Source organism: Mechercharimyces mesophilus, assembly GCF_059818345.1.
This window is the reverse complement of sequence record NZ_JCBAPH010000001.1, coordinates 46536-69506: the sequence shown is the minus strand read 5'-3', so window position 1 is coordinate 69506 and position 22971 is coordinate 46536. Positions and strand designations below refer to the sequence as shown.

The following is a 22971-nucleotide window of genomic DNA, read 5'->3' as shown; positions in this document are numbered from 1 at the left end:
TGTCATTAAACCTTCTACTCACAAAAAGCGCCTTTTTTTAAAAAAAGGGCGCTTTTGCTCATGATCTCCTTTGTAAACATGCGGACTCGACCTCTGTCGCATAAGAGAGCTCCGATGATTCCGCTATCGATTCAACCATACCAAACCCTTGTGCATTCTTTCCTCCTAAGCCAACTTGATACCCCATCCGTTTGAGCAGAGGATCTCCACTCATGCGAAAGGTTCCGTTCCATGCTTTAATGAGGAATCCTTTGTAGCGAATGCGCTTCTGCTGCCGTTCATACACCTTTCCTACAGGTTCAAGAGCAAAGGAGCGATCGCTCAAATCCCAACCACAGATGGCTTGCGCTTTCTTGATGAGATTGGCTCGAATCAGTTCTGAAAACGCTGGATCGCGCACATCATAATAGTGCGTAATTTTCTTCCCTCCCCTGGTTTCAAAGGTGGAGTAGACGGTAATAGGAGAGAGCGTACGAACAATCATGTCATTCTCATCCATGTTTGGCTCTACCATTACCTCTACCTTTTCGATCCACAATGCTTGTCCTCGTAGGGTTACCTGAGAGGTGGATAAAAAAGCATTCGCTAATTCTTCTATTAAAGGAGACCAGCAAGAACTAATATAGAGTTGCACAGGAGATTGAAAGCGAACCTTATCCTTTTCGATCGTGTATTGTCCTTGTAACCAGGAAAAGACCATTGGTTTAAATCGACGATCTTCCCATTCAAAGCCCTCATTATGAAGAAAATCGCGAATCTTTTCATTTTCAATCAGATTGTAAATCAGGCCCTGTAAAACGCGCTGATAGTTGCGTGGGAGTAGAATCGATTGTTCGCTTCCCAGCTGTAACTGAAATCTCAAAAGCTCTTCCTCCAATAAAATAATATCGATCCTATTGCGAAAAGTTGTAGTAATCATAACATGATTACACATCATTTTCTATATTTTACTCTAATCTTTCATCCCTTTTTTCAGTATATTTTATATTTTGGTATGTATAAAAAACGGCCATCCATCCCGCTACATGGACAGACGACCGTTTTTCATCTATTTTCCTTCGCTTACCCTTTTTTATAGGACTCGCATCCTTTGACGGTATCGTGGGTAGAGGAAGTTTGGTCCTCTCCCTCCATTCGTTGTTTGTTCAACAAATGCGTCAGGTGCATAAACCATTCTTTATCGCTACTGGATAATGAGATGTCGATTAAGTTCATCAGTTGACCTTCTTCATAGGGTTGATTCTCATCATAATGACGGAGGCGCTCCAATGGGCTTGTGATGACTTTTCCAATGACACGTTCATGGTCCGATTGGATTACGCGAATCTTAGCGGATTCATGTGTTTCATCTATGGACTCAATGTAACCCTGAAACATTTCATCGTAGATGGACGTCCCTTTAATCCAATCCCCTTCCTGAAATCCATGGTGTACCAGTCTGGTCATGGATCTCACCACCTTTTTAATTTATATATATGAATTGATAACCGAAACGAAACATTTCGATTACATTCCCTCAGTGAAAAAGGTTCTCAATTCGTTCCTTCTATCATTGTAGCGAGAAAGCTTCACCCGAATCAAGTGGAAACCGTTTCTTATCCATCAACATTTTTGCCATTTATCCATCGCCCATATACCTCGTTCTCTTCTAAAATTATTCCACTTGAGAGAAAAAGATAAACCCCTCCTTCTTTTCTGGCCATCATTTTCTTTTCTTTTGCGTTACAATGGAACTCGGGTATTACTTTGAAAATGGGAGGATTGTGGTGAAGAAATACTATATTATTCTTCTACTTTTAGGCCTACTGTTACTTACAGGAGCACCACTTACCTATGCCGAGAAAAGTACAGAAGAGAGAGTAGAAGAATTGGAAGAGGAAATTCGTCAGCTCCAACTTGAACGAGAAAACTACGAATACCTTAAAGAGGAGACCGCTTCGTTTCGTCAATCGGTAGAGGAAGAGATGAGTCATTACCGGGAATTTGTGCAGAATGAGCGCGAAAGTTTTTTGGATACAATTAATCTACTGTTGTATGTGGGCGGTAGTGTGATTGTTTTCATCGGCATCCTGATCACTTATTTTTTTGGCCGTTCTGCTTTAGACATGAAACAAACCATGGATAATCACAAACTCACGCTCTACAAGCAATTGAGTGAGACGAAAAAACACACCAATCAGGAGTTTCGCGAACTTCTGCGGCAAGAGATGGACCATGCTCAAGAACGAATTGAAGCCCTTTCTCACCTCGTCGATAAAGAGATGGCGTATAAAAAGGCACGTGTCTTGGTCACAGGTTCAAAAGAGGATGGCGAACAAATGAAATCGGTCGAACTGGCTGAAATCGGAAAGCGCGGTCTAACGAATATCGAGGTGGTACCGTATAATTATGATCAATTAAAGCAATATATTCAAAATGATCTCATGGATATTCTCATTTTACGTTATCGCCCCCATAACGGCGTCGATTTGCGTATGCGGGAGTTCGTGGAGCTTTTATCTGAAGAAGGCTGTTCCATCCCGCTTTTGATCTATACTTATCCCTTCGGCATGATGAGTCAGGCTGAGTACGAAAAGGCTAACAGCTATCGGTGGAGCATGATTGCCACACTTCCCACTTCGCTAGCCGGAAACCTTTTTGTTACCGCACACGCCTTTCATCGGCAAGCAAAGTAAACAAGAGGTAGGGTCTCCTCTCCTCTTGTTTATCTCTTTCCACTATACTTTCTCTTCTCCTGACCAATAACCCGATAAGCCTTCAAAAAGGTCGCTTTATCTACCATACCAAAATCACGCATATCGGCTAGTTCGGATAACATCAGTTCCAAATCTCCCTGTGCATCACCGGTATAGACGTATACCCCCATACTCTGCAAAAGTTTTTTTACATCCCGAATGGAATCCATGCTCATTCCCCCAACTCTTTCTTCGTGCTTCTTATTCTTCTTCTATGATACACTAAAGGATAACAACGGATCGCTATTGATATCATGAGGAGGTGGGCAGTTGTCTCAATTTATTCGTGTGAAACCGTTAGCAGGAGAGCTATTGATTTATCAAACGCGCGCCCACATCGGATGCACGCTAACCACCAAAGAATTCGTCTTTCAAAAGCCTTACATTTCTTATCACTTACTCCTCGAGGACCTGGTTGGCATGGTCCCGTTCACCCTCGACAAAACAGCTGCAAATCACCAGCCCATCCAAGTAGGAGAGATGACCATCACTCCACGATTCCTCGCTCACTACTATCGATTATCTGCGCGTCGCTTACAAGTCATTCAGCCCAGTGGCCGCTATGAACGAGGAGAGACCGACCTCATCGTCCCTCTCAATAAACGCTTTATCCAGTATATTGAACAACATTCTCCCTTTGTGGCAGTACCAACGCAAATATGATCCACTGCTTCTCAGATACGCCTTTATAGAGATAATTTATCTATTTATACAACCCAGGAGGCAGGAATCTCGCCTGCCTTCTTCTGTTCTCTCTTCCTCCTTTTCCTCTGATCTAGGCCTATCCGATTCAGACAAATGCCCTTCCCCACTCGTGCCTCTCTGCATACGATACTGCATGACAAATCGATGATGGGAGTGGAACGAACACATGGCAAGAAAACGCATACGAACTTCCCGTCAAGCGCAACCGGTAAAACGCCAGCCCACCCAATCACTAGCCGCCGACCATCCAACCAATTACTTTGTGCGTGTCGTCCGTCAAGTAAGAAGTGGAGTCGCCACCATTGTAGCGGAAGAGGAAGCGAAACTCCCCACTAGCAACCCCCTACTGGGATTGTTCCTCCCCGAACTCCGACGTGAGAGTTCTCCCTCACAGCACTTCGGCTCTGGGTTTGTCATTCATCCAGACGGATACATTATCACCAATGAGCATGTCGTGCGCGACACTCGCAAACTATCCGTCAACTTGTATGGATACAAACATTCTTTTCCCGCCAGTGTCGTATGGAATGACCCTAAGCGTGATCTCGCACTCATCCACATCCGTCCCCCACGTCAACTAAAACCAGTCAAGCTCGGCTCTTCCAAATCAACCGAGGTAGGAGAGTGGGTCATAGCGGTAGGCAACCTAACAGAATATAAATTGACCATTAAAAGATAAAATAAACTCCTTAACTATCCTTCGTTTCAAGTATGGAGCGGAAATCAACTGCATATCGAATATCCAACGAATTCTTGTCTACAATTGCTTCCTCAAGAAATACCTCGAACAAGTTACGTAGTTCATTATCGTCTTCTTCGTTCACGGCAAAAAATTCGTCAACCCGCTCCCTAATCTTTTCAATCTTGTCGTCCCCGCTCAGAACTTCTGCCAATTTCTCTTCCAGCTCGACTTTCCGGTCCCTAAGCATAGATATTGAATCCTTCTTTTCTTTCAATATTGCTTGGTAAGTTTCGTCATCGAATAGATCTCTTTGACTGAAAATATCACTAACATCTTTCTGCAACCGCGCTACTGCTTTGTCTGTTTTTTTAATTTCTGCTTCAATCGTTGCTGTATCTATCTTATTTTCTTTAAAAGAAGCCCAGTAGGTTTTGTCGTCTCTTATCATCGATAAACGATTCTTCAAGTCAAAGTATACAGCCTCATCCAGTTTCTTTGCAGGTATCGTTATTCCTTCGCATATCGCTTTCCCCAAGCGATGGTACGTATGACAGCGGTAGTAGTGGTACACGAGTTCCTTGCCATTTCTTCGGTTTATTTTCTTCACCGCGACCAACGAATCTCCACATTTTTTGCATTTGGCTATCCCTGATAGCGGGTATCGTTTATTCGGTCTCCTTTTTACAGCGTTTTGTCTCAAGCTACGCTGAATTTTGTCATACTCTTCCTTAGTGATAAACGATTCATGAACACCCTCTATAACAACCCAGTCCTCTTCTTTTTTGGGAGAGGATCTTCGCAACTTTCTAGCTCGCCCGGTTTCATCGTCATACTCCCTGATTACCGTCTCTCCTGTTCGGTTGTAAATAAGCGCGCCTGTATAGGTTCGATTCTTCAACATTCTGCTTATCGTAGTATGACCCCATAATGCGCCTTTAGGGGTCCGCAGTCCTTCATTACTCAACGTTTTCGCAATTTTATAAACGCCTATTCCGTTTAAATACATTTCAAAAATCCGTTTGGTTACGCCAACATATTCGGGATCAATTTCTAGCTTTCCGTCTCTGATCACATAACCTATAGGCGCAGTACCGGCCGCCCAGCGACCTCTCTTTGCTTTCTCAATATTGCCCAGCCGAACACGAACAGAAAGTTTTTCCGCTTCATACTTCGCCATGGAAGCGTGAACAGTAAAGATCATATCAGGGGTTGTCTGCGAATCGTAGTTTTCTTCGAAAGAGATAATACGAAGTCCTTTGGCTTTAAGACGGTTTGCTGTTCCAATTGCTTCCTCTTCATCCCTTGCAAGTCTTGAAATACCTTTAAACAAAACAACATCGAACTTACCATCATCCGCATCTTTCAGTAGGCGATACATTGACGGTCTTTCCCAAAGTGCTTTACTCGTAGCTGATAGTCCTTCGTCTTCATAGACGCTATCCGCCCTTACTTCCCACCCTCTTCCTTTTGCAAATTCATTCAGCAAGGAAACTTGGTGTTCAACGGATTCGCCTTGTTTATCTGTAGACACGCGAGCATATATCGCACAATACGCCACAACATTCACCTCCCCACAATTTACAACATCACTACTATTGTAGTTGCTTATCTTTCACAAAGAAAGAGGAACAATCATCCTAACTGTTCCTCTAAAGTGCTATCTTTTTATAATCACAGTTTCACCGAACGTCTTATTTACGTAGTCCGTAATCGCTTTATGCAGTGCTTCCCTCGCGTCTCCCTCGCCGTAACTAACGGTAATAACGAAGTCTCCATAAGTAGACTTCGAATCTTCTTCTCTCAACGGATTTTCCTCCCCCATCCGCCCTCACCTCAATTGAAATATACGGATCTCACAATTTGTCCTATAACCGCTAACTGGACCAGAACTCGACTTTATTTATACGATCACCCGTTCGTTTCTATTCCTATTTCGATCAATTTATCGTTTAATATTTTCGATCATATTTTCGTGTTTTCTTCCGATAATCACGCCCATCCGTCCCAACGTCTCTTGCCTTCTTCGACGAAACCTCTCCGCTTCTCCGCCTCTTCAGTTGCCTGTCGCTAAATATCGGATACTCCGTACGCCGTACCTTATCCGGATGCGTGTCATATAGCTCTTCGTGAAGAATATAATTCGTCAATCGCTCCAGTTGTTTTGCGTCCGGTGCTTCCCCTATGAAATGCGTATACTCCATTATCCAATCGTTAATCACGCTCATCCGCTTATCCCGATCCTCAATAAACGCCTCCTTCGCCAGCAACGCATCTACAGCGCTTTCGAATTGTTTTTTGTAATCGCCTGTAATCGTGAAAGCCAATCTAACGCCTCCTTTTTCGAATGTTCTTTTAATTGTCGCGCTAACTCTTTCCCCAAATACCACGCCACTCGGCACGCTACGCCATTTCCGACGATTCGGTACTGCGAGGATAGAGAAAGGTCTTCCGGTATGACGTACCAGTCAGGTGCGGATTGAATTCGTAAACACTCTCTAACTGTGAACCTACGAGGTTTCGATATCGGATGAATTGGCTTCGAAGTGTGATGAGCAGTTATCGTATCTGATGGATCTACCATTGATTGGACGCGGTATGACTGATCATAGTTATACTCTCTTTTCGGTACCCAATGCGACTTTGCGCCGTGATTGGATATCTCCACCGTCTGGCATCGAAACTGCGTCGTCACGGTTGGACTCGGTCCATTCATATCCGCTCGATGTTCAGGTTTCTTCACGTTCCACTCTTGGTCAGGTTCCGGTAAGTCGCCAATCACGTCACGCAATACCTGTGTCCGGTAATCCTTCGGAACGGGTTCCGGAAATTGAAATTCTAAGTCCAAATCTCTTCGTATACCCACGATAAATACGCGTTCCCTTTTCTGTGCTACTCCGTAATCCCAAGCGTTAATCAATCGCCAGCTTATTCGGTATCCAATTTCGTTAAATTTATCGATCAATGCGCCAAACGTTTCCCTATGGCGCTTTCCGATAAGCCCTTTAACGTTTTCAAATATGAAAGCCTTCGGCTGTTTGCGCTCAATAATGTTTAAATACGCCCATACTAGCCTGCCGTTCTTTCCTTTCTCTCCGTCATGTTTACCTGCGTTGCTAAAATCTTGGCACGGTGGTCCGCCTGCGATAACATCGGTATCCGGAATACCGTCAGGATTGATTTCTGTTATGTCCCCTAGAACCGCGTGCATTCCGAAGTTGTGTCGGTATGCCTTTATTGCTTGCTTATTTATATCGTTTGCCCAGACAATATCGTATCCCGCTTCTTTCAGTCCCACCGCCATCAAACCGCCCCCACAAAACAACTCGGCAACCGTCAGTCCATTCGACGTCTCCGTTGGTGTTGCGTTATACGTCATATATCCACTCCTTTCAATATTTTCGCCAGGATGAAGCTGGCACGATAGTTTTTGAATCGGCGAGGTCGTAATGGTTCCGGCAGGCTCATTCCACGCTCTCCTACGCAAACCATTCGTACTTCCTCCGTCAGTCGGTATCTTTCCGTTCCAAAATGTCAACTGTTCCTCTCGGCTTAGACTGCGCCAGTTTCCGCCCATCGGGATCTTGTCTGCGAAAGGCGCTTCGTCTCTCCTCACCTCGTACCCGTAATGATTTCGCAATTTACTTATCGCCTGTCGCCTCCTTCCACTCCTTCCGCTCACACTCGATACACATTCCGCTTCTTTCTTCGCCGGATAGAAGGTACTTTCCGCACACATAACAGGCTTCCATTTCCTCCTTCCGCACTTCTCCGTTCCACTCTGCGTAAACTTTCGCTATCCGTTTCAATGCGCCAATCAGATGATCAGCAACACCTTGTTGTGTAATCCGCATCTCAAACGCCGTGTCCACTTGTCGTAAGTCCCGCACATAAACGTAATACATCGCCTCCTTCTGTCGTTCAGTCAACTCCGCTTTATCGAGCGCATTGCGTAAATCCATCAATATGTCTTTTCCGGCGTAATCGCCTTTGTCGTAACATCTCACGCCTAGCTTGAATCGATCACGGAGAAGACGGTGGACTCCACGTGGCGTCATGCAGTCGTAGTCTTGCGCGTATCGGCGATGTTGCTCTTCAATGTCGTGCTTTGTCGCGCCTATTCGATCCCCTCCTTCGAAAAATCTTTTCCGTGTCGTAGTACCGGACTACCTCAGATGTGTAATAACTGAATTCCTCGTCGCACTCTTCGCATTCCGCATTACCTTGCTCGCCCCATTCCCAAATATCGTTATCTGATACAAACCCACAATGAGGACAAACGATACGATTCTCTTGATAGGTGTGATCAATTTTTCGCTCAATCATTTTCTTGCCTCCTCTATAAGTATTTTTGCGGTCTCCATTACGCTGCCAGGTACCATTCCTCCCCTCGTTAAATCGCGGTCAAAGAACCAAAATCGAACGGACCGCAGTTCAGCAATTCGCGAAGAAACTAATACGATTACTTTTTCTTTATTTAACCGCTCAACAACCACACCAGGCTGACCGCTCCATTCGTTTACCCTTCGATATATCGGAGTCGTTACGATATCTCCGACTTTGAAGTTCCCCGCACGAGGTTTCTTATACTTTTCTAACTCCTCTTCACTTACAAACTCTCCGTCAAAGTCACTTATCGATATCGAGTCATATACTGTTTCGCGTCTGCTTCGTGGGGACGTTTGCCGTCTCCATCCCGCGTTCCTCACCTCCCCTTCATCGGAGATAAAGTCTATATTGACGTAATCTTCGTAATAAATAGCGAAGTACCGTTCCTTGATCGTTACATGGTTTAATACACTTACCTTTCGCATACGGTACGGTTTATCGACTAGTACCGGTTTCGAACCGCTCCTGTCGACCTCCTCTGGTCTGTAGTAGTCGTCCAGAAGCCACTCGTAATACTGTTTGAAGTCAAACGCTGGATAATTCGGATGCTTAATCCACGGATCAAACCACCTACACACATTGTTCTTTCCGGATACTTTCACATCCACGTTTAGATACTTGGATTTCACTTTTTCACATACCCCATAGTTGTCGTCAGCATTTCCACAGTGGCTCCAAAAAACACAGTCCCGACAAAGCACTCGATTGCCTTCATACGTCATTCGACCGCCTCTTTTCGGCGGTAATCGGTCACAATTTCGTCCAGCCAGTCGAAGTCCCACGTAGAGACATCACGGCCGTTCCACGAAACTTCTTCACCGACACCAATGAACTTTGCTACATGAGTCGGTGTAAAGAACGCTCCACCGTTATATCCTTTCGGCAATAAACCCCCTTGAGAAGTGTAGTTCTCTCGCAAGAACTCGATGTCTCCTTCCGTAATCTCGTCTTTCGGTTTACTGACGATTTTCAAAGATTCGATGTTCGCTTTCCATCGACTTCTTTGCGCTTTTCCCAAATAACGTCCTCCTTTTCGAAAATTCCGTAACTATCTTGCATCCTCGCAGGTAAAACGAATATAATGGTAGAAAACTAACTGTAACGAATTCCCTCGCAATGGAGGTTATACATATGTCAATCGAATGGGTTAGTGCAGGTGTCGGCGGCCGCAGCGCAACGGATATGTTCGTCACTATCGACAAGCAACAACGTCTATCTCTAAATAAGCTCGCCCGCGTCGAACTGTCTTGCGTAGACATTCCGATTTCCCTTTATATCGGATACGATCCGGTTAACCATCGTATAGCCCTCGCCAAACCTGATGTTGTGAGGTTGACAGATACTAGACCGTATAAGTTCGATACTCGAGGCTATACAACGATCCGGCAATTAGTACAACGATACAAACTACCAACCGACCGCTCTCGTCGATATTTCTTCGATGGGAAAGAGAACGGTGCGCTGACATTTAAACTAGAAGACTACGACGCGCCGGACGATAATATCGGTAAGTAACTAGAAACCGTCAGGGTAATACGTCCATTCGATACCTATCGGAGTTCCAAAGCTGTTTCGTATGACTACAAGATCTCCGTTTTCCAAGGCGTTACTATACGGAGGTCTTTTCGTGAACTCATAAATAACTTTACTGTCAGACGAGAAGACATGAGAGTCGATAATTTCGTAAGTCATTTCGTATTTTCCGTCGTTAGTGACGTTGTTGTCGATAAGTTTAAATCGCAATCAATCTACCTCCTTTCTTCCTCTTCGTCCCAATCGAGGAACATGTATTTCCCCACCCCAATCGTCAGATTCCCGATAATGTGACGGCTCCCCGTAATAAATGTCGGTAATCTCGTAGCACAACCCTTCATATGCGAAGATGTACGTGAAGAGATAGCACGCGGGACCTCCACCTCCTGGAATCTTGTCAACGAAAATCAACCCTTTGTCTTCGTTGTCTTTTTCGTTCAAAATGGGTCGTAGATCTTCGACTTGAAACTTCACGCTTTCACCCCTTTTAATGGCGAAATATTTCGTATAATAACACCAACCTGTTCCGTCATGTCCCGCCAGCTTCCGCTATTTTCAATTTCGAAATCAACGTCGAATCCGTCAATGTGCATTTCCGTTTCGTGGTTCAACATGAATTCGTCGTATATGTCGCCTTCACTTTTCATTCGTTCTATACGCAATTCATCCGGACAGGTTACGCGTATAATTTTGAAGCCATTCTCACGGCAGTATTGATATTCGTTGGGCTGTCGGAGATCGGTGATGACTATGTTCTTTCCGGTCGTAACTAAGTCGTATATCGTGTATTCTAAATGTCGTACCCAGATTTCCGGTTCCCGCTCTCGCATCGTTTGACCAAACCATTGGTACAACCGACGATCTTTTAACTGGCGTGGCTGAAACAGCTTGTTGGCGAAAAGTTTGAGCGTATCGCCAAATGCGCAAGAATGGAATCCATAATTCTCGCTCAGATACTCCGCAACTGTAGACTTCCCACTACGCATCTTCCCCGTCAATGCAACCTTCACTAGACCTTCGCCTCCTTCTCTACATAGTAGGTAAATTGGCTACGCAGTCCCTCAACCTCCGATTCAAGCGACTCCATACGCTCCTCTAGTCGACCCATGTCGCTCACTTTCGGCACTAGAACTAGATATTCTGTCTGGTCAATGAGTTGACCAAATTCTCCTACATCGAGGCATCCACGTTGATCTGTGATCTTAAGGATGTCGCCTACTTCAAATTGCTGACCACGAAGGTAATCCGGTCCCTCTACAGCTACGACCTTTTCACCCACTTGCGCTCTACGCTCCACACAATCGAAACCCGTCATACACTCACGCATGAACATTCGACTCCTTTCCGTATTTGACTCGCAAGGGATGATTCGCTGGTAAGTCATTGACGTTGTAGCGGTTGACTGACGATGTTCGAGTATCTTGGGAATACTGGTCTTTACGCCGTCGGTTCGCTTTCTTTACGTTCCCGTCGAAGAATTTCGTAGCCACACCTTTCGCCTCCCTTTCTCCCTCTATAATGTTTAGAGTCATTAGTAAGCAACTTCGCGCACTTTTTGTGGACTTTTTTTCTTTCTTATCTTTAATAGGGGCAAGGTAGGCCGCGTTTGATAACATCTCGATGATTTTTTTCGTCCAAAGAAAAAATTTGCCGCGCAGCGTAATTTACTACGCGGCTTCTTCCCGCTACATCTCGTCAAAGAATGGATCTACCCACGGATCAACCATGACGACTTCCCTCCGAACCCTTTCGGCCAACTCCGCAATCTCCCACTGTGCGCCCTTTCCTTCTTGCCTCTTCGAATAGAAGTCGAGAATGGCTCGGAGATTCCCGGTCATGACGAGATTCGTTGCTGTGGCGTTTGGGAGAATGAATCTTGCGTCTTCAGCAAGCACACTTGATCTTCGCAATTCATCGTAAACCGCTTGTGAACGTCTCATCGCGTTATGGTAACTCTCTGACTTACTTAATGAAGGAGGCGCGACGTAATCAAATCCGCCACTTCGGTCGTCACTCCCCATCTTCACATACCGTTGACTCTGAACGCTGAATGAGAAGAATCGATGTCTCGTCAATTGCGCCAATGCTGACCGTGATAATCCTTCGATAGCAAACGTATAGCTCAAATGCTCGATCGTGGACGTATGCTTGGAGCGCATGATGTGCCGAATCAAACGGTCAACTTCCACCCCCTTTTCGCCATCTGTAGCTTCATTGTGGAAATACTTTTTCCCCTCTTTCGCAACGATTTCGCTCGGTTTATTCGCGGAATAACAGGTTCTTATCGCAGTCAAAGCGAGTCCTTGTGACTCCTGTACACCTGGACCGACGTATTGTAGCAATTCAAACGCCATCTTTTCGGATACTTTTGTATGGGCGAGTAATTCTACGTTCAACTCAACTTCGCTCAATCTTCGTCCTCCTTTCGTACTATTTGCATTCCTTTCCATCACAGAACTTCACTGGCGGTTTATATTTGATGTGCGGAAAATTCTTGTTTGTCGGATTGGTTTCCGCTAACAATTCGCCATCCATCGACCAATAGCGGTATATCGTATGAACTGGGGAATCCTCAGTGCCCCGTCCTCCTGTTGACTCCGTTACAATGACGCTAATTTGTCGAGCCATTAATACACTCACCTACTCATCCCCCTCTTTGAATTGACTCTCGTACTCTTCAACGCTCGCGCACATGGACAACGACTTAACACCCGTCGATCCGAAACCTCCGCTCCCTCTAGTAGTTTCGCTTAATTCCTCTGTTACTTCGATATTGGCGTGGACGACTGGCGCAATTACGGCTTGCGCAATACGGTCTCCTTTTCGGATTAGATACGTGTTACTGGGACATTCCTTATCAACCATCGCTCCTGAATCAAATGTCAGCAACGTGCGTGCGATAAACGTATTTGGTTCGTTAATAGCAGCTGTATTTTCAAATAACACCTTAACCTCGCCCCTATAGTCGCTATCTATTGTCCCTACTCCGTTTGGTAACCGTAAGGATGATTTACGCGCAACCCCACTTCTCATTCGAATCTGTATTTCGTATCCTTGAGGGATTTCGAATGCCAACCCTAACGGAATCATCTTCGTCTCTCCGGGTTCAATGATGACGGTATCGGTCGCTACCAAATCGAATCCAGCCGATCCTACCGTCGCATATTGCGGAATCACTGCGTCAGGGTGCAACTTTTTCACCTTGACGTTCAGATCGTATCCGTAAGGTACAATCTGTGAAGTCTTGGCGTTGTACCACGTTTTCTTTTCAGTTCGACCAAGATCGTTAAACATTCGCATCCTCCTCTAATATGAGTTGTGATTTGATCGTCGCTTCCGACGCGTAATTCGGTAAGTCCCAACACGCCTCGATATCTCCGAATGTTCTGTAATGACTAGCGATACGGTTAGCCTGCTTTCTTGACCAACCAATGTCCGTAGCATATTGGTGATCGCCTGGACTAACCGGATTCCACTTCATTTTGTACAGTGTGTTCTGTCCGGCGTGGATGTAGAAATACGAGATCCACTTGATTCCGCCGTAAATAGCCTTCGCTACCGAATTCCACCCTTTCTCCTTCGCATACTGCGCTCCCCTTTCGTTTGGGTTCGCGTCAATCGCTCCGATGCCGAACACGTTGTACCACCCTTCGTATCCTTCGACTGTTCCCGTTGCTAACTTGCTTGTTCCGCGTCCCGACTCTAACGAAGAATGGACAGCAAGGTATATCGGATCAACGTTTTGTATCAGCCCACCTGCGAGGAAAATGACGCCCATTCCTTCCAGTACACCCTGACCGGATAGAAAATCGTCTAAATCCGATACAGAAACGTCTGGTACCTGCGCAAGGTTCAGATGTTGAAGAACTTCGTCTCCTTCGAGTGAGTTCGCAGGATTCAACTCCTCGTCGACTTCTTCCGGAGTCGCTTGTCGCCATCCGCCGTCTTTATAGATGATCGGTGGCCATTGTAGGTTTGCTTGTGTGTCGAGTGCCTCCGTATAAGTCATCGGCGAAGTTGTCGCCTGTATTCCATTCAATCTTCCCGAAATAGCCTCGCTAACAAGTAAACTCATTTTCACATCATCCTTTCAAATTTTTTGTTATCTAATCGGACAAATCCCATTTTCACAGCCATCATCACCGATATCGAATTCCTCTCCGCTCTCGTACTTCGTCAACAACGCAGGATCAAACGGCTTCATACTCGACTTCAACTCCTCATACTTCGCTTCGGATATAGACTCGTAAGGTGCTAACTGATACGTCCCTCCGTCATATGAAAGGAACGAAACTGCCGTAAATTCGTCCCATTTGCTCCACACGATATTTTCGACTTCTTCCCATTCGTCACTCCGCACATGGATCGTATTGGAGGAGTTGTGTTCCGTGTAAGCAGACTGAAATTCAAAATAGGTATCGAATTGATCTCGTGCGTATACGTCATCCTTCGTCTTCTTTGCGCCTGATGACACAGGGAAGTCGATTACTAGCGTTCGTGCGTTTTTCATCCGCTCCTCTTCCGTATCTCCTTTCGTTCCGATTTCGGGATTCACCGTCCACCCGAGTTCTCTCGCGACTATCGCTAACGGATCAGTCGCGTTGATTCGAATACGACGGATGTAGTAAGGCGAGTGAGACCAATGTAATCCGGAGGATACGCCTCCAGCGACTTGTGAAAGGGTGCCTTCCGGCTTGACTGTCGTGACGAGAAGTGGCGTAGAGACTCGGAGTTCCTTCGCATATCGGCTCGCTTCTTCTTCCGCAAACACCCTCAAGATCCGTAATTCTTCTTTAGAAATACCTGCATCCTTGACACCCGTTAACGAAGTGCCGAGAAGTCGATCCCTTTGCTGTATTTCGTTCCAATGTGGCAATTCCAGTTCAGCTAGTGTCATTCGAAGTCCTATGCGTACACTTCTTTCTTGCGCTTCAAGGGCGCCGTACAAATCGAACTTTCCGCTTTCATCTACGAATTGCGTAAGGTTCACCGTCGTTAGGTTGCATACCCCATAAGAATCCAAAAGGATTTCAGCACCAGAAATGTTACGGCGGTACCGAGTCCGCACCGCCTCTGCATGTTTCCATACAGCTCAGACTATATCATCAGTCGGCTCAACTGATTTTCATCCATTTATAACCTAGCTCTTCTATAAACTCATTCGGGCATTCCGGCAAAACGGAAAAGAAATCATGCAATAATCGTTTCGGAATTCTCAACCTTCTTCTATTCCAGTCAATCTGTATTTCCAAGCCTATATCCCGCTCAAAACAGTCCCTTAAAAACATAATTTCATCATCAGTATATCGGTCAGTACAAAACTGTACCCGCACAGGATCTCCTCTTAAATGAACAAGATATCCGTCCCCTATATACCAATGCAGTAAAGATGTCCGCGTAAGTTTTAAATCGTTGGGAACCTTCTTATAGTGAGTCCCGTCATCCCTCATTCTGTACCACTTCTCTTCTAACTCAGAGAATGTCGTGTAAAATAGCGTGGTTACGACAGAAGAATAACGCGAGCCTTTGAATCCTCCTTTCCTTGAGAATAAGCGTACAGAGTTCTTTATATTTTGTTGAGTCAACATATCTGAAACTGTTGTTATATAAGTGGGATTCACGTTAGATAAACAAAACTGTGCGCTGTATTTACTCTTGTTTCGGTTAGAGAGATATCCATCGCCTAACATGAACCCTTTAAAATGCTCACTAAACTCCTCCTTGAAATCTATTTCTTTATAAAATTCCCTCATTAGAACCTCCTTTTTATTATTTAAATGAGCCGACTGCCTCCCGTTTCGAGCGCTCTTGCGCCCTACGGCTTTCGCCTAGTCGTTGAACGTTTCCCTTATTCGGGACTTCGCTGCTGATTGCCCTCGACTTTACGTTAGGGGTTCCCAGCAATTAGAGAGGTTTTATATCCGCTATACCACTAACGGATTCAATCCTTCCGCATTTGGTCGTCGTCTCCGTGCCTCTTCGAGATTCACGAACCCAGGCTCGCCTTCCATCTGCATCATTTCGAATATGAGGTTCAGTAGTCCACGCGACGGCTTCTCCTCGAAAGCAATCGAATTATTCGACATCCGACGATGGTGGAGCGGACGGCCGAAGTTGTACGGCTCCTTTCCATTGACATCTGCGTCATAATTCCGCTTTCCTACGTCATCCCACCATCGAGGTTTCGGAATGCTTAGCGATTTCATCAGATGACCAATCTTCTCGTGTTGCTCAAACTGTGTTTCCGTCCATAATCCATTGATCCCATACTTTGCGAACATACTCTCGTAGTCGTCCGAATCAAACAAGTAGATTTCGGCCGTACGACGCACGCCTCCGACAACTACGTTGTTTCCAATTAAATTTCCGATATCTAAAATGTGAACGGGACGGACTCTCGCATAACCTTTGCCAACCTGTTCAAGCGGATTTAAGTGCGGATCAATCTTGTTTTTCAGCACGCGCTCTATGCCTTCAAACATTTCACTTAGTGGCTCGTATCCACTGGCGCTCCCGCCGAAAGTGTTCAATCGCTCTCCTTTTGGGCGCACGCTATTGTACGAGATTTTAACGGTGTGTATATATTCGTACTCCTTCTTCGTCAACAAGTCGAAGTAAATTCGTAACGACTCAACCCAACCCTCCTTTGAGTCTCCGACGTAAATCTTCGCGTATCCGTTATCTAGCGTTTTAAGTTTCGTATACTCAAGGCGCTTGTTCTTTGGTACGGGATTGTAATCGGAATGTAGTAGCTCCGTATTCACACGGATTGGCGCGAGACCTTTCGCCATCTCCTTCGTACACTTGAATCCAACGCCCGTTCCGACTAACAATAGATAGAACAGGTCGCCAAGATCGTCCCAACTAGTGATATTCAGAAAAGAACAATTGAACTGTGCTAACGGATATTTCTCTCCTACACCGGTATCTGCGCCTCCGACCCATAACGTCCGCCCTGACGGAAATTGGCGTAGGTTGAATATCGAATCAAATAGTTCCTCCGCTTCCCTTCGATGCCCCTCATAGTCAACCTCATATCCAATCTTCGTCAAGTGTTTCACAGCAAGCCCTACGTTGTACTCAACTGCCCGTCGCACAGTCTCTTTCCATGTCTCTCGACGTTTCTTCGACTCGATCCAACGTGAATAGGTTCGATAGTATACGAATGTTCCGAGTTCGTTCATATGCGGGGGAAAGTCGGGATATTTCGATATGAATTCGTCAGTCAGTAATTTCTTTTGCAATTTACCACCCTTTCTTTCGGTTATACTGATATTGAGATACAAACTCCTCACCTATCTTGTCTACTTCCTCATCGATGACACGCAGCTCTCGATCTAATTCGAGTAATTGCTCTTGAGATGCGCCAGCGTTTTTCAACCGCAGATAGTCCGCATACCGCGCTTCCCGATAGTCGGCCCATCGATCCAGCCGTCGTTTCAACTCCGCTACCCTTCCAAGCGACATCCATCGTTCTTCTTCTTCGGAAAGTTCACGCATTATCTCGCCTCCTGTCCTTCCGATTGCTCCGCTTTCAATCGTTTATACTCTTTCACGCAATACATGATTGCGGCTACAACCAAAAGTAAAAACTCCACTGAAAGACCGATCGCCCAAAGCCACACGAGTACGTCGCTCTCAAAAATCATCCCTAATATAGCGAACACCAGAACCATAAGTGACGATACTCCGTAAGCGATCCACCAATACAACACCTTTAAACTTGAGAACATTTATTTAGCCTCCCTATCGTAAAACCCGAACACTGACTGAACAGTCCACTTTGTCGCCTTTACATCTTCCTCGCCACAGTATTCGCAATCCATGAAATGTCCGTATTCCGGTTTCTCTTTTGTTTCAAGTGAGCCAAAGCATTCGGTGCAAAACGTCTCCCAACGTACTCCGAGTCCTTTGTAGCCGACATATGCGAGTTCGAGTAGACGCTTCTCAACGTCTTTTGACGGTAAATCTACTTTCTTCGCGACAGCCGTGTGATAAAACTTGATTAGTCGTCGATGCTTCGAGAATTCATTTACGCAATCCTCGACGGTCATTCGCCTTCCTCCTCTCCCTCGTACCCCAGTAATTCCGTGAGAGTATCTAGTGCCGGGGTCAAAGAAAACGATAGTTCATCGAAGTCCTCTACTATCTGATCTAATATCTTACCTTCGCGTTCAGTCAGTTCCCCAAGACTCCCGTCTAACATTTCGTAGTATTTTTTCGATATTTGTTCGATACTCCTCACAGGCGCTCTCATGTATACACGGTTCAGGTTAATCCACTCCTCTCAATCAATTTTTCACGTAGCAACCACGCCAACACAACAGCAACCGCATCACTCTCGTCATCCGTTTTAAACTCCTCTTCCGGAAACCACCCCCTCACAGCCACTTCCACGTCGTCTTTCCCTGCACGACCGTTCCCAGTCACCTCCTTCTTTACGGTACTGTTCGCTAACTCCTCAATCTCCACATTACGTAGCGCATAATCTACGATCCCTGCAACCTTATATCCGCCTGCTGTTGCGTGAACCCTAGCGTTGTGAAACGCCTTCTCTCGGATCACCTTCACGAATGGGCCGTAATCATATCGGATTGCTTCTACATACGACTTGATATGCGCTAGTCGGTCACCATGCGGCAATTTCGGATTCGTTTTAAGATGCCCACAATAGAGAAGCGTAGGCTTGCGGCTCTTCTTCACCTCCAATACCGCGAAGCCTGGGTAGGATATCGAGAGGTCTAATCCGAAATAGCGGTTTCTCATAGTGATTCACTTCGTATCTTCTTTATCTCGTTAAGCGCCCTTTGGCGATCCCACGATACATAGCTCGGATGTCTCGAACTAAGAACGAACTTCACCTCTTTCTCTAGCTCCTCAACCTCAACTTCGGTTAACGACAATGCACATGCCGTTTTGTAATTGTTGAACGTCCATTTTGCCAGGTTTAATCGCGGAGGAGTGTTCATATCGACAGCTTCAAGTATCCCTGCTAACTCGTTAAGCAACTCCTCCTTATCTTTTTTCTTAACGTTGATATGAAATGCTCTAATATCTGGATTCTTTCTATACTCTTCGTCTGTGAGATTCCATCCTTTCTTCGATAGATTTCCATAAAGCAAAATATAATCGTCCAAATCGTACATAATCGCATAGGTAATACATTGCATAATGTGATTCTCGTCTGGACCCCGCATTGAAAACCTCGAAGTCTTCGTGGCTGATGTCTGCTTCGATTTGACTTCTAACCCTACCCGTCGCCCGTCCTTGTGACGAAGGATTCCGTCAGGCTGACCTTTAAAGTTAATCAGGTATCCGCCATGTTCTTCAGAGTATATCTTCTCCGCGAATTTCTCCCACATTGGGTACTGCCGTCCATCGTGTTCAACACGCTCTACCGTAAAAGACGGCTCCTCTCCGACAACCTTTTCGTAATGCTTTTCGATAAATAATAGATCACGCTGAATCATGTCACCGAATATCGTCCCCATCCGTCGCCATCGACCGCGATACGGCGGATCAACAACTTTATCTTTCTTCGCTCCTTTCAGTTTGACGTAAAGCTCACGTCTGCATGAATTTACGGATGACGGCGAGAAGAATTGCTTCGGCCATTTGAGTTTAACTGGATTACGCAATATTTCGTAATTCATAGCGGCAATCTGTCGGTCCAAATCAGAATCCCAAACTTCCGGCATCGAATGCCACGTATCGATCATGTGCAGGAATTCGGACTCTAGTGTAAATCCGCGGTCAGCTGCGATGGATTCACGCAGTGTATCGACTCCTTTTCGACTGGTTAGTTGGATATCGCATCACCTCCAAGAACATATTCGATAAACGAATCTAACGCATCTTGCTGTAATGGACAGCCTGCCGCTTTCACATGGCCCCCGCCACCAAATTGCTTCGCGAATTCGCCTAGGTGGATATCGTCTTTCACTGTACGGAAGCTGACGGCTTTCGGTGCCACTACCATCGCTACAATATCTATGTCATCGTTGGCTTTCGCAATTTCCTCACCGAGGTTCGAGATATAACGATCCGCGAAGACGATTCCAACCGTGTATCCTTCGATAGTGTGGCGACGGACTTCGGTTTTCTTCTTCTCGATGTAGGCGGACTCTTTTTCCGCCTCGAGTTCAAGGAGTAGTTCTTCTGTATCCGTGAATCTAGCTTGAGACACCGTAGCATCCGAAAAACGCTTAACAAATCGATCACGTCCAATGATATAGAGCAGATCGTTTAGTTTCTTGGGGGACTTATTATCTCTGAACTTCGTCACCCATTCCCAAGTATCGTACCTCCGAACCAACTCGCAAAAGGTGGGTAAGAAACTATCGGTATGCCCAAGCGATTGTAGGTACTCATGAAATAAGCTGGTTCCGCTCTCTTTTCCTTTAATGCCCTCAATAATAACTGTCGCCCAATCATATTTGTTAAGCCAAAGTGCTGTCTGGTGATGATCAATTAGCTTTACTTTATCAGCAATGGTTTCTTCAATTAGAAAGGCGGTCTCTTCATTCACGGATATATCGGTGATGAAAACCAAATCGAACTGCTCTGCCTCGCTAAAAATAAACCCTTCGACCTGCTCATTTATTTCATCATAATCACAGTAATCTACCTCAATCGCATCCGATCCAAACACTTGAGCAGCGACTATCGCACATCCCACGCCATCAAGATCCGTATGCGTAAACAGTTTCACTTTCTTCGCCATTAAACCACTCCTTTATCGTTTTTCCTTCGCCCCATCTCCTGCTGATTTCAATATCAGTCTTATTCGGAACTCGCAACTTCACCGTATCCAGAAACACACTTTCGAATTCCTTTACATCCTCCAAGCTAATCGAATCCGGAGCATATACGCCAATCTCGTCATGCACCGTCAACGCCATCTGCCACCCCTTTCGCTTGCACAGTTTATCCAGTTCAATCATCGTCAACTTCGTTTGGATTGCCGCACTCCCTTGAATGATGGCGTTAGTACATTGACGCTCCGCCCGTAACCTCATCCATCGATCACGCGAATTGATTTCCGGTAGTCTCCGCTTCCGGCCTCCCAGCATCTCAACGTATCTATTCCTCCTTGCAAACCGAATGTTTCCGTAAATCCAACGTTTCACTTTCGGATGCTTCCGGTAGAACGTCTCAATGAAATCTTCGGCTTCTGTCTTCGTAATACTAAGTTGTTCCGCAAGTGTTTTCGGAGAGGTTCCATACATAACCGCGAGAATTCCGATCTTCATCATCTTCCGCCATTTCGATCCGTCCCCACATTCTTCAAGCGGTAAGCCGAATGTTTCTGAAGCCGCTGTGCTGTACAAATCCCTTCCTTCGCGGTAAGCGTTGATAAGAATATCTTCATTCGAAAAGTGGGCTAACAAGCGCGGTTCTTGTTGCGAAAAGTCTCCGGATAATAGTACATTTCCTTTCGGTGCTACGAAGAGTTTCCGTGCGTATTTAGGCTGGTTCTGGAGGTTGGGATTGTTAGATGAGAAACGGCCAGTTGCTGCACCATTTTGATTAAAACTGCCGTGCAACTTTCCATTTAATCTCGCCTGATTAGGCAGTTGTTTAACATAAGTCCCGTATAACTTCGTCTTCTTACGATATTCCAGCAGTAGCTTTACTCCGTTGTGATGCTTTTGAAGAAGTTTTAGCGTATCAACATCTGTGGATTTTTTCTTTCTAGGAGGAAGATGATTTCCTAGCTTTAAATCCTCATACAGAACCTTCATTAACTGCTGCGGGCTGTTAAAATTGATATCTCCAAATTCTTTTTTTAACTCCCTCTCTAGCTCGCTAATCTCCGCTTCCAATTGCAATCCAAGTTTTTTTGCGTAGTTCCGGTCAATAACAAATCCCGTTCTCTCCATATCGACCACGATTTCAATCAAGGGATTCTCGACTTTTTCGTAAGTGTTCAGCACCCTCGGCAACTTCTCCATGTGCTTTCGTTGAAACTCGTATAGCCGCCAAGTCAGGTGGGTATCTTTCGCAGCATAGACTAGCGCTATGTCAAGCGGAATCGTACTGAATAACGCTTTTCCGAATAACTCTCCGAATGTATCCGACGGCTCCTCCAAGTATTTTGTCGCGAGGTTTTTAAGAGCGTTTGACGGTTCGTTCTCATTCAACAACTTCATAGCTTCCTGCGTATCCCAAACTAATCCACGCATCCGTACACCATGCCGTAAAAACATGTGCATATCGAATTTCGCATTATGAAGCACCTTTCCTATTCTCTCGTCTTGCAAGATGCCTCGAATCTCCTCTAGCACATACTCTCTCGTCAACTGCTCGCAGTCCTCATGCCCAACCGGAATGTACACGTGGTAATCAGCGTTTGGCAATGTGAACGAGATCCCCACGATTCGATCCGAATACACATTCAAACCTGTTGTCTCGGTGTCCACCGCGATAATTGGTTCATTGTACAAGTCTTTAATTAATTGGTCTAACTGCGTAACTGTCGTAATCAAGTGGTAGTTATCCGGCGTACTCTCGACTAACTCCTGTAATTTACGCTCTCGCCCCCTCTCCTGTAGCCGTTGCCAAATCCGTAATGCCTCCGCCTTGCTGAACTTCTTCAACCACCCGTTCTTATAGAAAATGTCCTCGGAGGAACGGGCAATTTCACCCGCCTCCATAGCCGATTTAACTTCGCGTAGTTTCTCTGTGTCGCGTTCGTTGTTCTTCATTTCGAAGATCCGGCTCCAATCGTCTGCGCTCGGTATCGTCGCGTTTCGTCGTTCCTCCGCCGCCTTGACGCGTTGTTTGCGAGCTTTCTCCTCTTCGTCCTCCTTCATATCGAGACTTAACGTTAATTGCTCCATATTTCGCCTCCCTTCTACGAACGGTGATCAGCTCTCCCTGCCACCGTCCCTAAAATCCAACTCGACGTTAGTAACAGCAATATATTGC

31 protein-coding genes and 2 pseudogenes are annotated in these 22971 nt (G+C 45.5%); 4 read left to right on the top strand and 29 right to left on the bottom strand.

Going from position 1 to position 22971, the window contains the following annotated elements; translation table 11 throughout:
* Nucleotides 1–58: 58 nt before the first annotated feature.
* Nucleotides 59–862 (bottom strand): CRISPR-associated endoribonuclease Cas6, encoded by an 804-nt coding sequence (gene cas6 / locus AC6RGY_RS00435; RefSeq protein ID WP_499858777.1) that lies wholly within the window; start codon nt 860–862, stop codon nt 59–61.
* Between the two features lie 200 nt (nt 863–1062).
* Nucleotides 1063–1446 (bottom strand): hypothetical protein, encoded by a 384-nt coding sequence (locus AC6RGY_RS00430; RefSeq protein ID WP_499858776.1) that lies wholly within the window; start codon nt 1444–1446, stop codon nt 1063–1065.
* 320 nt (nt 1447–1766) lie between these two features.
* Here AC6RGY_RS00430 and AC6RGY_RS00425 point away from each other — a divergent pair, with 320 nt between their 5' ends.
* The gene (locus AC6RGY_RS00425; protein ID WP_499858775.1) at nt 1767–2675 is read left to right on the top strand and encodes a hypothetical protein; all 909 of its coding nucleotides are present in this window, start codon (nt 1767–1769) and stop codon (nt 2673–2675) included.
* Between the two features lie 29 nt (nt 2676–2704).
* Here AC6RGY_RS00425 and AC6RGY_RS00420 read toward each other — a convergent pair whose 3' ends face one another.
* On the bottom strand, nt 2705–2905 hold the full coding sequence (locus AC6RGY_RS00420; protein ID WP_499858772.1) for a YqgQ family protein: 201 nt from the start codon (nt 2903–2905) through the stop codon (nt 2705–2707).
* Nucleotides 2906–3005: 100 nt separating this feature from the next.
* Here AC6RGY_RS00420 and AC6RGY_RS00415 point away from each other — a divergent pair, with 100 nt between their 5' ends.
* Nucleotides 3006–3398 (top strand): hypothetical protein, encoded by a 393-nt coding sequence (locus tag AC6RGY_RS00415; RefSeq protein WP_499858770.1) that lies wholly within the window; start codon nt 3006–3008, stop codon nt 3396–3398.
* A 208-nt stretch (nt 3399–3606) separates the two neighbouring features.
* Entirely contained in the window at nt 3607–4119 is a 513-nt protein-coding gene (locus AC6RGY_RS00410; protein WP_499858767.1) for a S1C family serine protease, read from the top strand.
* Nucleotides 4120–4129: 10 nt separating this feature from the next.
* On the opposite strand, the gene AC6RGY_RS00405 is transcribed toward AC6RGY_RS00410, so the two are convergent.
* The 8 genes from AC6RGY_RS00405 to AC6RGY_RS00370 all read right to left on the bottom strand — a co-directional run bounded on the left by AC6RGY_RS00405 (nt 4130) and on the right by AC6RGY_RS00370 (nt 9526).
* Nucleotides 4130–5680: a recombinase family protein gene (locus AC6RGY_RS00405; RefSeq protein ID WP_499858766.1), complete on the bottom strand. Its 1551-nt coding sequence runs from the start codon at nt 5678–5680 to the stop codon at nt 4130–4132.
* Between the two features lie 99 nt (nt 5681–5779).
* Nucleotides 5780–5926, bottom strand: a complete 147-nt coding sequence (locus tag AC6RGY_RS00400) for a hypothetical protein (protein WP_499858762.1) — start codon at nt 5924–5926, stop codon at nt 5780–5782.
* 145 nt (nt 5927–6071) lie between these two features.
* The gene (locus tag AC6RGY_RS00395; RefSeq protein ID WP_499858759.1) at nt 6072–6446 is read right to left on the bottom strand and encodes a hypothetical protein; all 375 of its coding nucleotides are present in this window, start codon (nt 6444–6446) and stop codon (nt 6072–6074) included.
* Nucleotides 6395–7759, bottom strand: a complete 1365-nt coding sequence (locus AC6RGY_RS00390) for a DNA cytosine methyltransferase (protein WP_499858756.1) — start codon at nt 7757–7759, stop codon at nt 6395–6397. The genes AC6RGY_RS00395 and AC6RGY_RS00390 overlap by 52 nt, the downstream gene beginning before the upstream one ends.
* Before the next feature lies 1 nt (nt 7760).
* Entirely contained in the window at nt 7761–8081 is a 321-nt protein-coding gene (locus AC6RGY_RS00385; RefSeq protein WP_499858753.1) for a hypothetical protein, read from the bottom strand.
* A 133-nt stretch (nt 8082–8214) separates the two neighbouring features.
* Complete coding sequence (locus tag AC6RGY_RS00380) at nt 8215–8445, bottom strand: hypothetical protein (protein WP_499858750.1); 231 nt, start codon at nt 8443–8445, stop codon at nt 8215–8217.
* Complete coding sequence (locus AC6RGY_RS00375; RefSeq protein WP_499858748.1) at nt 8442–9230, bottom strand: hypothetical protein; 789 nt, start codon at nt 9228–9230, stop codon at nt 8442–8444. Before AC6RGY_RS00375 ends, AC6RGY_RS00380 begins: the two co-directional genes overlap by 4 nt.
* A complete protein-coding gene (locus AC6RGY_RS00370) occupies nt 9227–9526 on the bottom strand; it encodes a hypothetical protein (protein WP_499858746.1) in 300 nt (99 codons plus the stop codon). The genes AC6RGY_RS00375 and AC6RGY_RS00370 overlap by 4 nt, the downstream gene beginning before the upstream one ends.
* 113 nt (nt 9527–9639) lie before the next feature.
* Here AC6RGY_RS00370 and AC6RGY_RS00365 point away from each other — a divergent pair, with 113 nt between their 5' ends.
* Nucleotides 9640–10023, top strand: coding sequence for a hypothetical protein (locus AC6RGY_RS00365; protein ID WP_499858742.1), 384 nt, complete (start codon nt 9640–9642; stop codon nt 10021–10023).
* Nucleotides 10024–10251: 228 nt separating this feature from the next.
* Here the strand turns inward: AC6RGY_RS00365 and AC6RGY_RS00360 are convergent, their stop codons facing one another.
* From AC6RGY_RS00360 to AC6RGY_RS00275, 18 genes and pseudogenes are all read right to left on the bottom strand, one after another.
* Nucleotides 10252–10515, bottom strand: coding sequence for a hypothetical protein (locus AC6RGY_RS00360; RefSeq protein WP_499858739.1), 264 nt, complete (start codon nt 10513–10515; stop codon nt 10252–10254).
* Nucleotides 10512–11051 carry an AAA family ATPase gene (locus tag AC6RGY_RS00355; protein ID WP_499858737.1) on the bottom strand — a complete coding sequence of 180 codons (540 nt, stop codon included), beginning with the start codon at nt 11049–11051 and terminating at the stop codon, nt 10512–10514. The genes AC6RGY_RS00360 and AC6RGY_RS00355 overlap by 4 nt, the downstream gene beginning before the upstream one ends.
* Entirely contained in the window at nt 11051–11368 is a 318-nt protein-coding gene (locus AC6RGY_RS00350) for a hypothetical protein (RefSeq protein ID WP_499858734.1), read from the bottom strand. The genes AC6RGY_RS00355 and AC6RGY_RS00350 overlap by 1 nt, the downstream gene beginning before the upstream one ends.
* Nucleotides 11361–11531, bottom strand: a complete 171-nt coding sequence (locus AC6RGY_RS00345; RefSeq protein ID WP_499858733.1) for a hypothetical protein — start codon at nt 11529–11531, stop codon at nt 11361–11363. The genes AC6RGY_RS00350 and AC6RGY_RS00345 overlap by 8 nt, the downstream gene beginning before the upstream one ends.
* 195 nt (nt 11532–11726) lie before the next feature.
* Nucleotides 11727–12395: an FAD-dependent thymidylate synthase gene (gene thyX, locus AC6RGY_RS00340; protein ID WP_499861392.1), complete on the bottom strand. Its 669-nt coding sequence runs from the start codon at nt 12393–12395 to the stop codon at nt 11727–11729.
* Between the two features lie 76 nt (nt 12396–12471).
* The gene (locus AC6RGY_RS00335; RefSeq protein WP_499858731.1) at nt 12472–12681 is read right to left on the bottom strand and encodes a hypothetical protein; all 210 of its coding nucleotides are present in this window, start codon (nt 12679–12681) and stop codon (nt 12472–12474) included.
* Nucleotides 12682–13335 carry a dUTP diphosphatase gene (gene dut, locus AC6RGY_RS00330; RefSeq protein ID WP_499858727.1) on the bottom strand — a complete coding sequence of 218 codons (654 nt, stop codon included), beginning with the start codon at nt 13333–13335 and terminating at the stop codon, nt 12682–12684. It lies immediately after the preceding gene.
* On the bottom strand, nt 13328–14116 hold the full coding sequence (locus AC6RGY_RS00325; protein ID WP_499858725.1) for an N-acetylglucosaminidase: 789 nt from the start codon (nt 14114–14116) through the stop codon (nt 13328–13330). Before AC6RGY_RS00325 ends, dut begins: the two co-directional genes overlap by 8 nt.
* A 27-nt stretch (nt 14117–14143) precedes the next feature.
* Nucleotides 14144–15100 (bottom strand): annotated as a pseudogene (locus tag AC6RGY_RS00320) (ribonucleoside-triphosphate reductase, adenosylcobalamin-dependent); the annotation flags it as partial.
* 55 nt (nt 15101–15155) lie between these two features.
* The gene (locus AC6RGY_RS00315; RefSeq protein ID WP_499858724.1) at nt 15156–15794 is read right to left on the bottom strand and encodes a hypothetical protein; all 639 of its coding nucleotides are present in this window, start codon (nt 15792–15794) and stop codon (nt 15156–15158) included.
* 183 nt (nt 15795–15977) lie between these two features.
* Nucleotides 15978–17285 (bottom strand): annotated as a pseudogene (locus AC6RGY_RS00310) (glycyl radical enzyme family protein); the annotation flags it as partial.
* 1 nt (nt 17286) lies between these two features.
* Nucleotides 17287–17541 carry a hypothetical protein gene (locus AC6RGY_RS00305; protein WP_499858723.1) on the bottom strand — a complete coding sequence of 85 codons (255 nt, stop codon included), beginning with the start codon at nt 17539–17541 and terminating at the stop codon, nt 17287–17289.
* On the bottom strand, nt 17541–17774 hold the full coding sequence (locus AC6RGY_RS00300) for a hypothetical protein (protein ID WP_499858721.1): 234 nt from the start codon (nt 17772–17774) through the stop codon (nt 17541–17543). The genes AC6RGY_RS00305 and AC6RGY_RS00300 overlap by 1 nt, the downstream gene beginning before the upstream one ends.
* The gene (locus AC6RGY_RS00295; RefSeq protein ID WP_499858718.1) at nt 17775–18095 is read right to left on the bottom strand and encodes a hypothetical protein; all 321 of its coding nucleotides are present in this window, start codon (nt 18093–18095) and stop codon (nt 17775–17777) included.
* A 214-nt stretch (nt 18096–18309) separates the two neighbouring features.
* A complete protein-coding gene (locus tag AC6RGY_RS00290; protein WP_499858716.1) occupies nt 18310–18807 on the bottom strand; it encodes a crossover junction endodeoxyribonuclease RuvC in 498 nt (165 codons plus the stop codon).
* On the bottom strand, nt 18804–19739 hold the full coding sequence (locus AC6RGY_RS00285) for a hypothetical protein (RefSeq protein ID WP_499858714.1): 936 nt from the start codon (nt 19737–19739) through the stop codon (nt 18804–18806). Before AC6RGY_RS00285 ends, AC6RGY_RS00290 begins: the two co-directional genes overlap by 4 nt.
* 101 nt (nt 19740–19840) lie before the next feature.
* Nucleotides 19841–20764, bottom strand: a complete 924-nt coding sequence (locus tag AC6RGY_RS00280) for a DHH family phosphoesterase (protein WP_499858713.1) — start codon at nt 20762–20764, stop codon at nt 19841–19843.
* Entirely contained in the window at nt 20724–22883 is a 2160-nt protein-coding gene (locus AC6RGY_RS00275) for a DNA polymerase (protein WP_499858710.1), read from the bottom strand. Before AC6RGY_RS00275 ends, AC6RGY_RS00280 begins: the two co-directional genes overlap by 41 nt.
* Between the last annotated feature and the right edge of the window lie 88 nt (nt 22884–22971).

Bases quoted from the DNA above. Each gene is read 5' to 3' on its own strand.
- AC6RGY_RS00325 (WP_499858725.1), bottom strand. From the start codon at position 14,116: ATGAGTTTACTTGTTAGCGAGGCTATTTCGGGAAGATTGAATGGAATA.
- AC6RGY_RS00430 (WP_499858776.1), bottom strand. From the start codon at position 1,446: ATGACCAGACTGGTACACCATGGATTTCAGGAAGGGGATTGGATTAAA.
- AC6RGY_RS00410 (WP_499858767.1), top strand. From the start codon at position 3,607: ATGGCAAGAAAACGCATACGAACTTCCCGTCAAGCGCAACCGGTAAAA.
- AC6RGY_RS00295 (WP_499858718.1), bottom strand. From the start codon at position 18,095: ATGACCGTCGAGGATTGCGTAAATGAATTCTCGAAGCATCGACGACTA.
- AC6RGY_RS00280 (WP_499858713.1), bottom strand. From the start codon at position 20,764: ATGGCGAAGAAAGTGAAACTGTTTACGCATACGGATCTTGATGGCGTG.
- AC6RGY_RS00385 (WP_499858753.1), bottom strand. From the start codon at position 8,081: ATGGATTTACGCAATGCGCTCGATAAAGCGGAGTTGACTGAACGACAG.
- AC6RGY_RS00375 (WP_499858748.1), bottom strand. From the start codon at position 9,230: ATGACGTATGAAGGCAATCGAGTGCTTTGTCGGGACTGTGTTTTTTGG.
- dut (WP_499858727.1), bottom strand. From the start codon at position 13,335: ATGTTTAACGATCTTGGTCGAACTGAAAAGAAAACGTGGTACAACGCC.
- AC6RGY_RS00315 (WP_499858724.1), bottom strand. From the start codon at position 15,794: ATGAGGGAATTTTATAAAGAAATAGATTTCAAGGAGGAGTTTAGTGAG.
- thyX (WP_499861392.1), bottom strand. From the start codon at position 12,395: ATGGCGTTTGAATTGCTACAATACGTCGGTCCAGGTGTACAGGAGTCA.
- AC6RGY_RS00350 (WP_499858734.1), bottom strand. From the start codon at position 11,368: ATGCGTGAGTGTATGACGGGTTTCGATTGTGTGGAGCGTAGAGCGCAA.
- AC6RGY_RS00285 (WP_499858714.1), bottom strand. From the start codon at position 19,739: ATGCCGGAAGTTTGGGATTCTGATTTGGACCGACAGATTGCCGCTATG.
- AC6RGY_RS00300 (WP_499858721.1), bottom strand. From the start codon at position 17,774: ATGTTCTCAAGTTTAAAGGTGTTGTATTGGTGGATCGCTTACGGAGTA.
- AC6RGY_RS00380 (WP_499858750.1), bottom strand. From the start codon at position 8,445: ATGATTGAGCGAAAAATTGATCACACCTATCAAGAGAATCGTATCGTT.
- AC6RGY_RS00290 (WP_499858716.1), bottom strand. From the start codon at position 18,807: ATGAGAAACCGCTATTTCGGATTAGACCTCTCGATATCCTACCCAGGC.
- AC6RGY_RS00420 (WP_499858772.1), bottom strand. From the start codon at position 2,905: ATGGATTCCATTCGGGATGTAAAAAAACTTTTGCAGAGTATGGGGGTA.
- AC6RGY_RS00305 (WP_499858723.1), bottom strand. From the start codon at position 17,541: ATGCGTGAACTTTCCGAAGAAGAAGAACGATGGATGTCGCTTGGAAGG.
- AC6RGY_RS00365 (WP_499858742.1), top strand. From the start codon at position 9,640: ATGTCAATCGAATGGGTTAGTGCAGGTGTCGGCGGCCGCAGCGCAACG.
- AC6RGY_RS00275 (WP_499858710.1), bottom strand. From the start codon at position 22,883: ATGGAGCAATTAACGTTAAGTCTCGATATGAAGGAGGACGAAGAGGAG.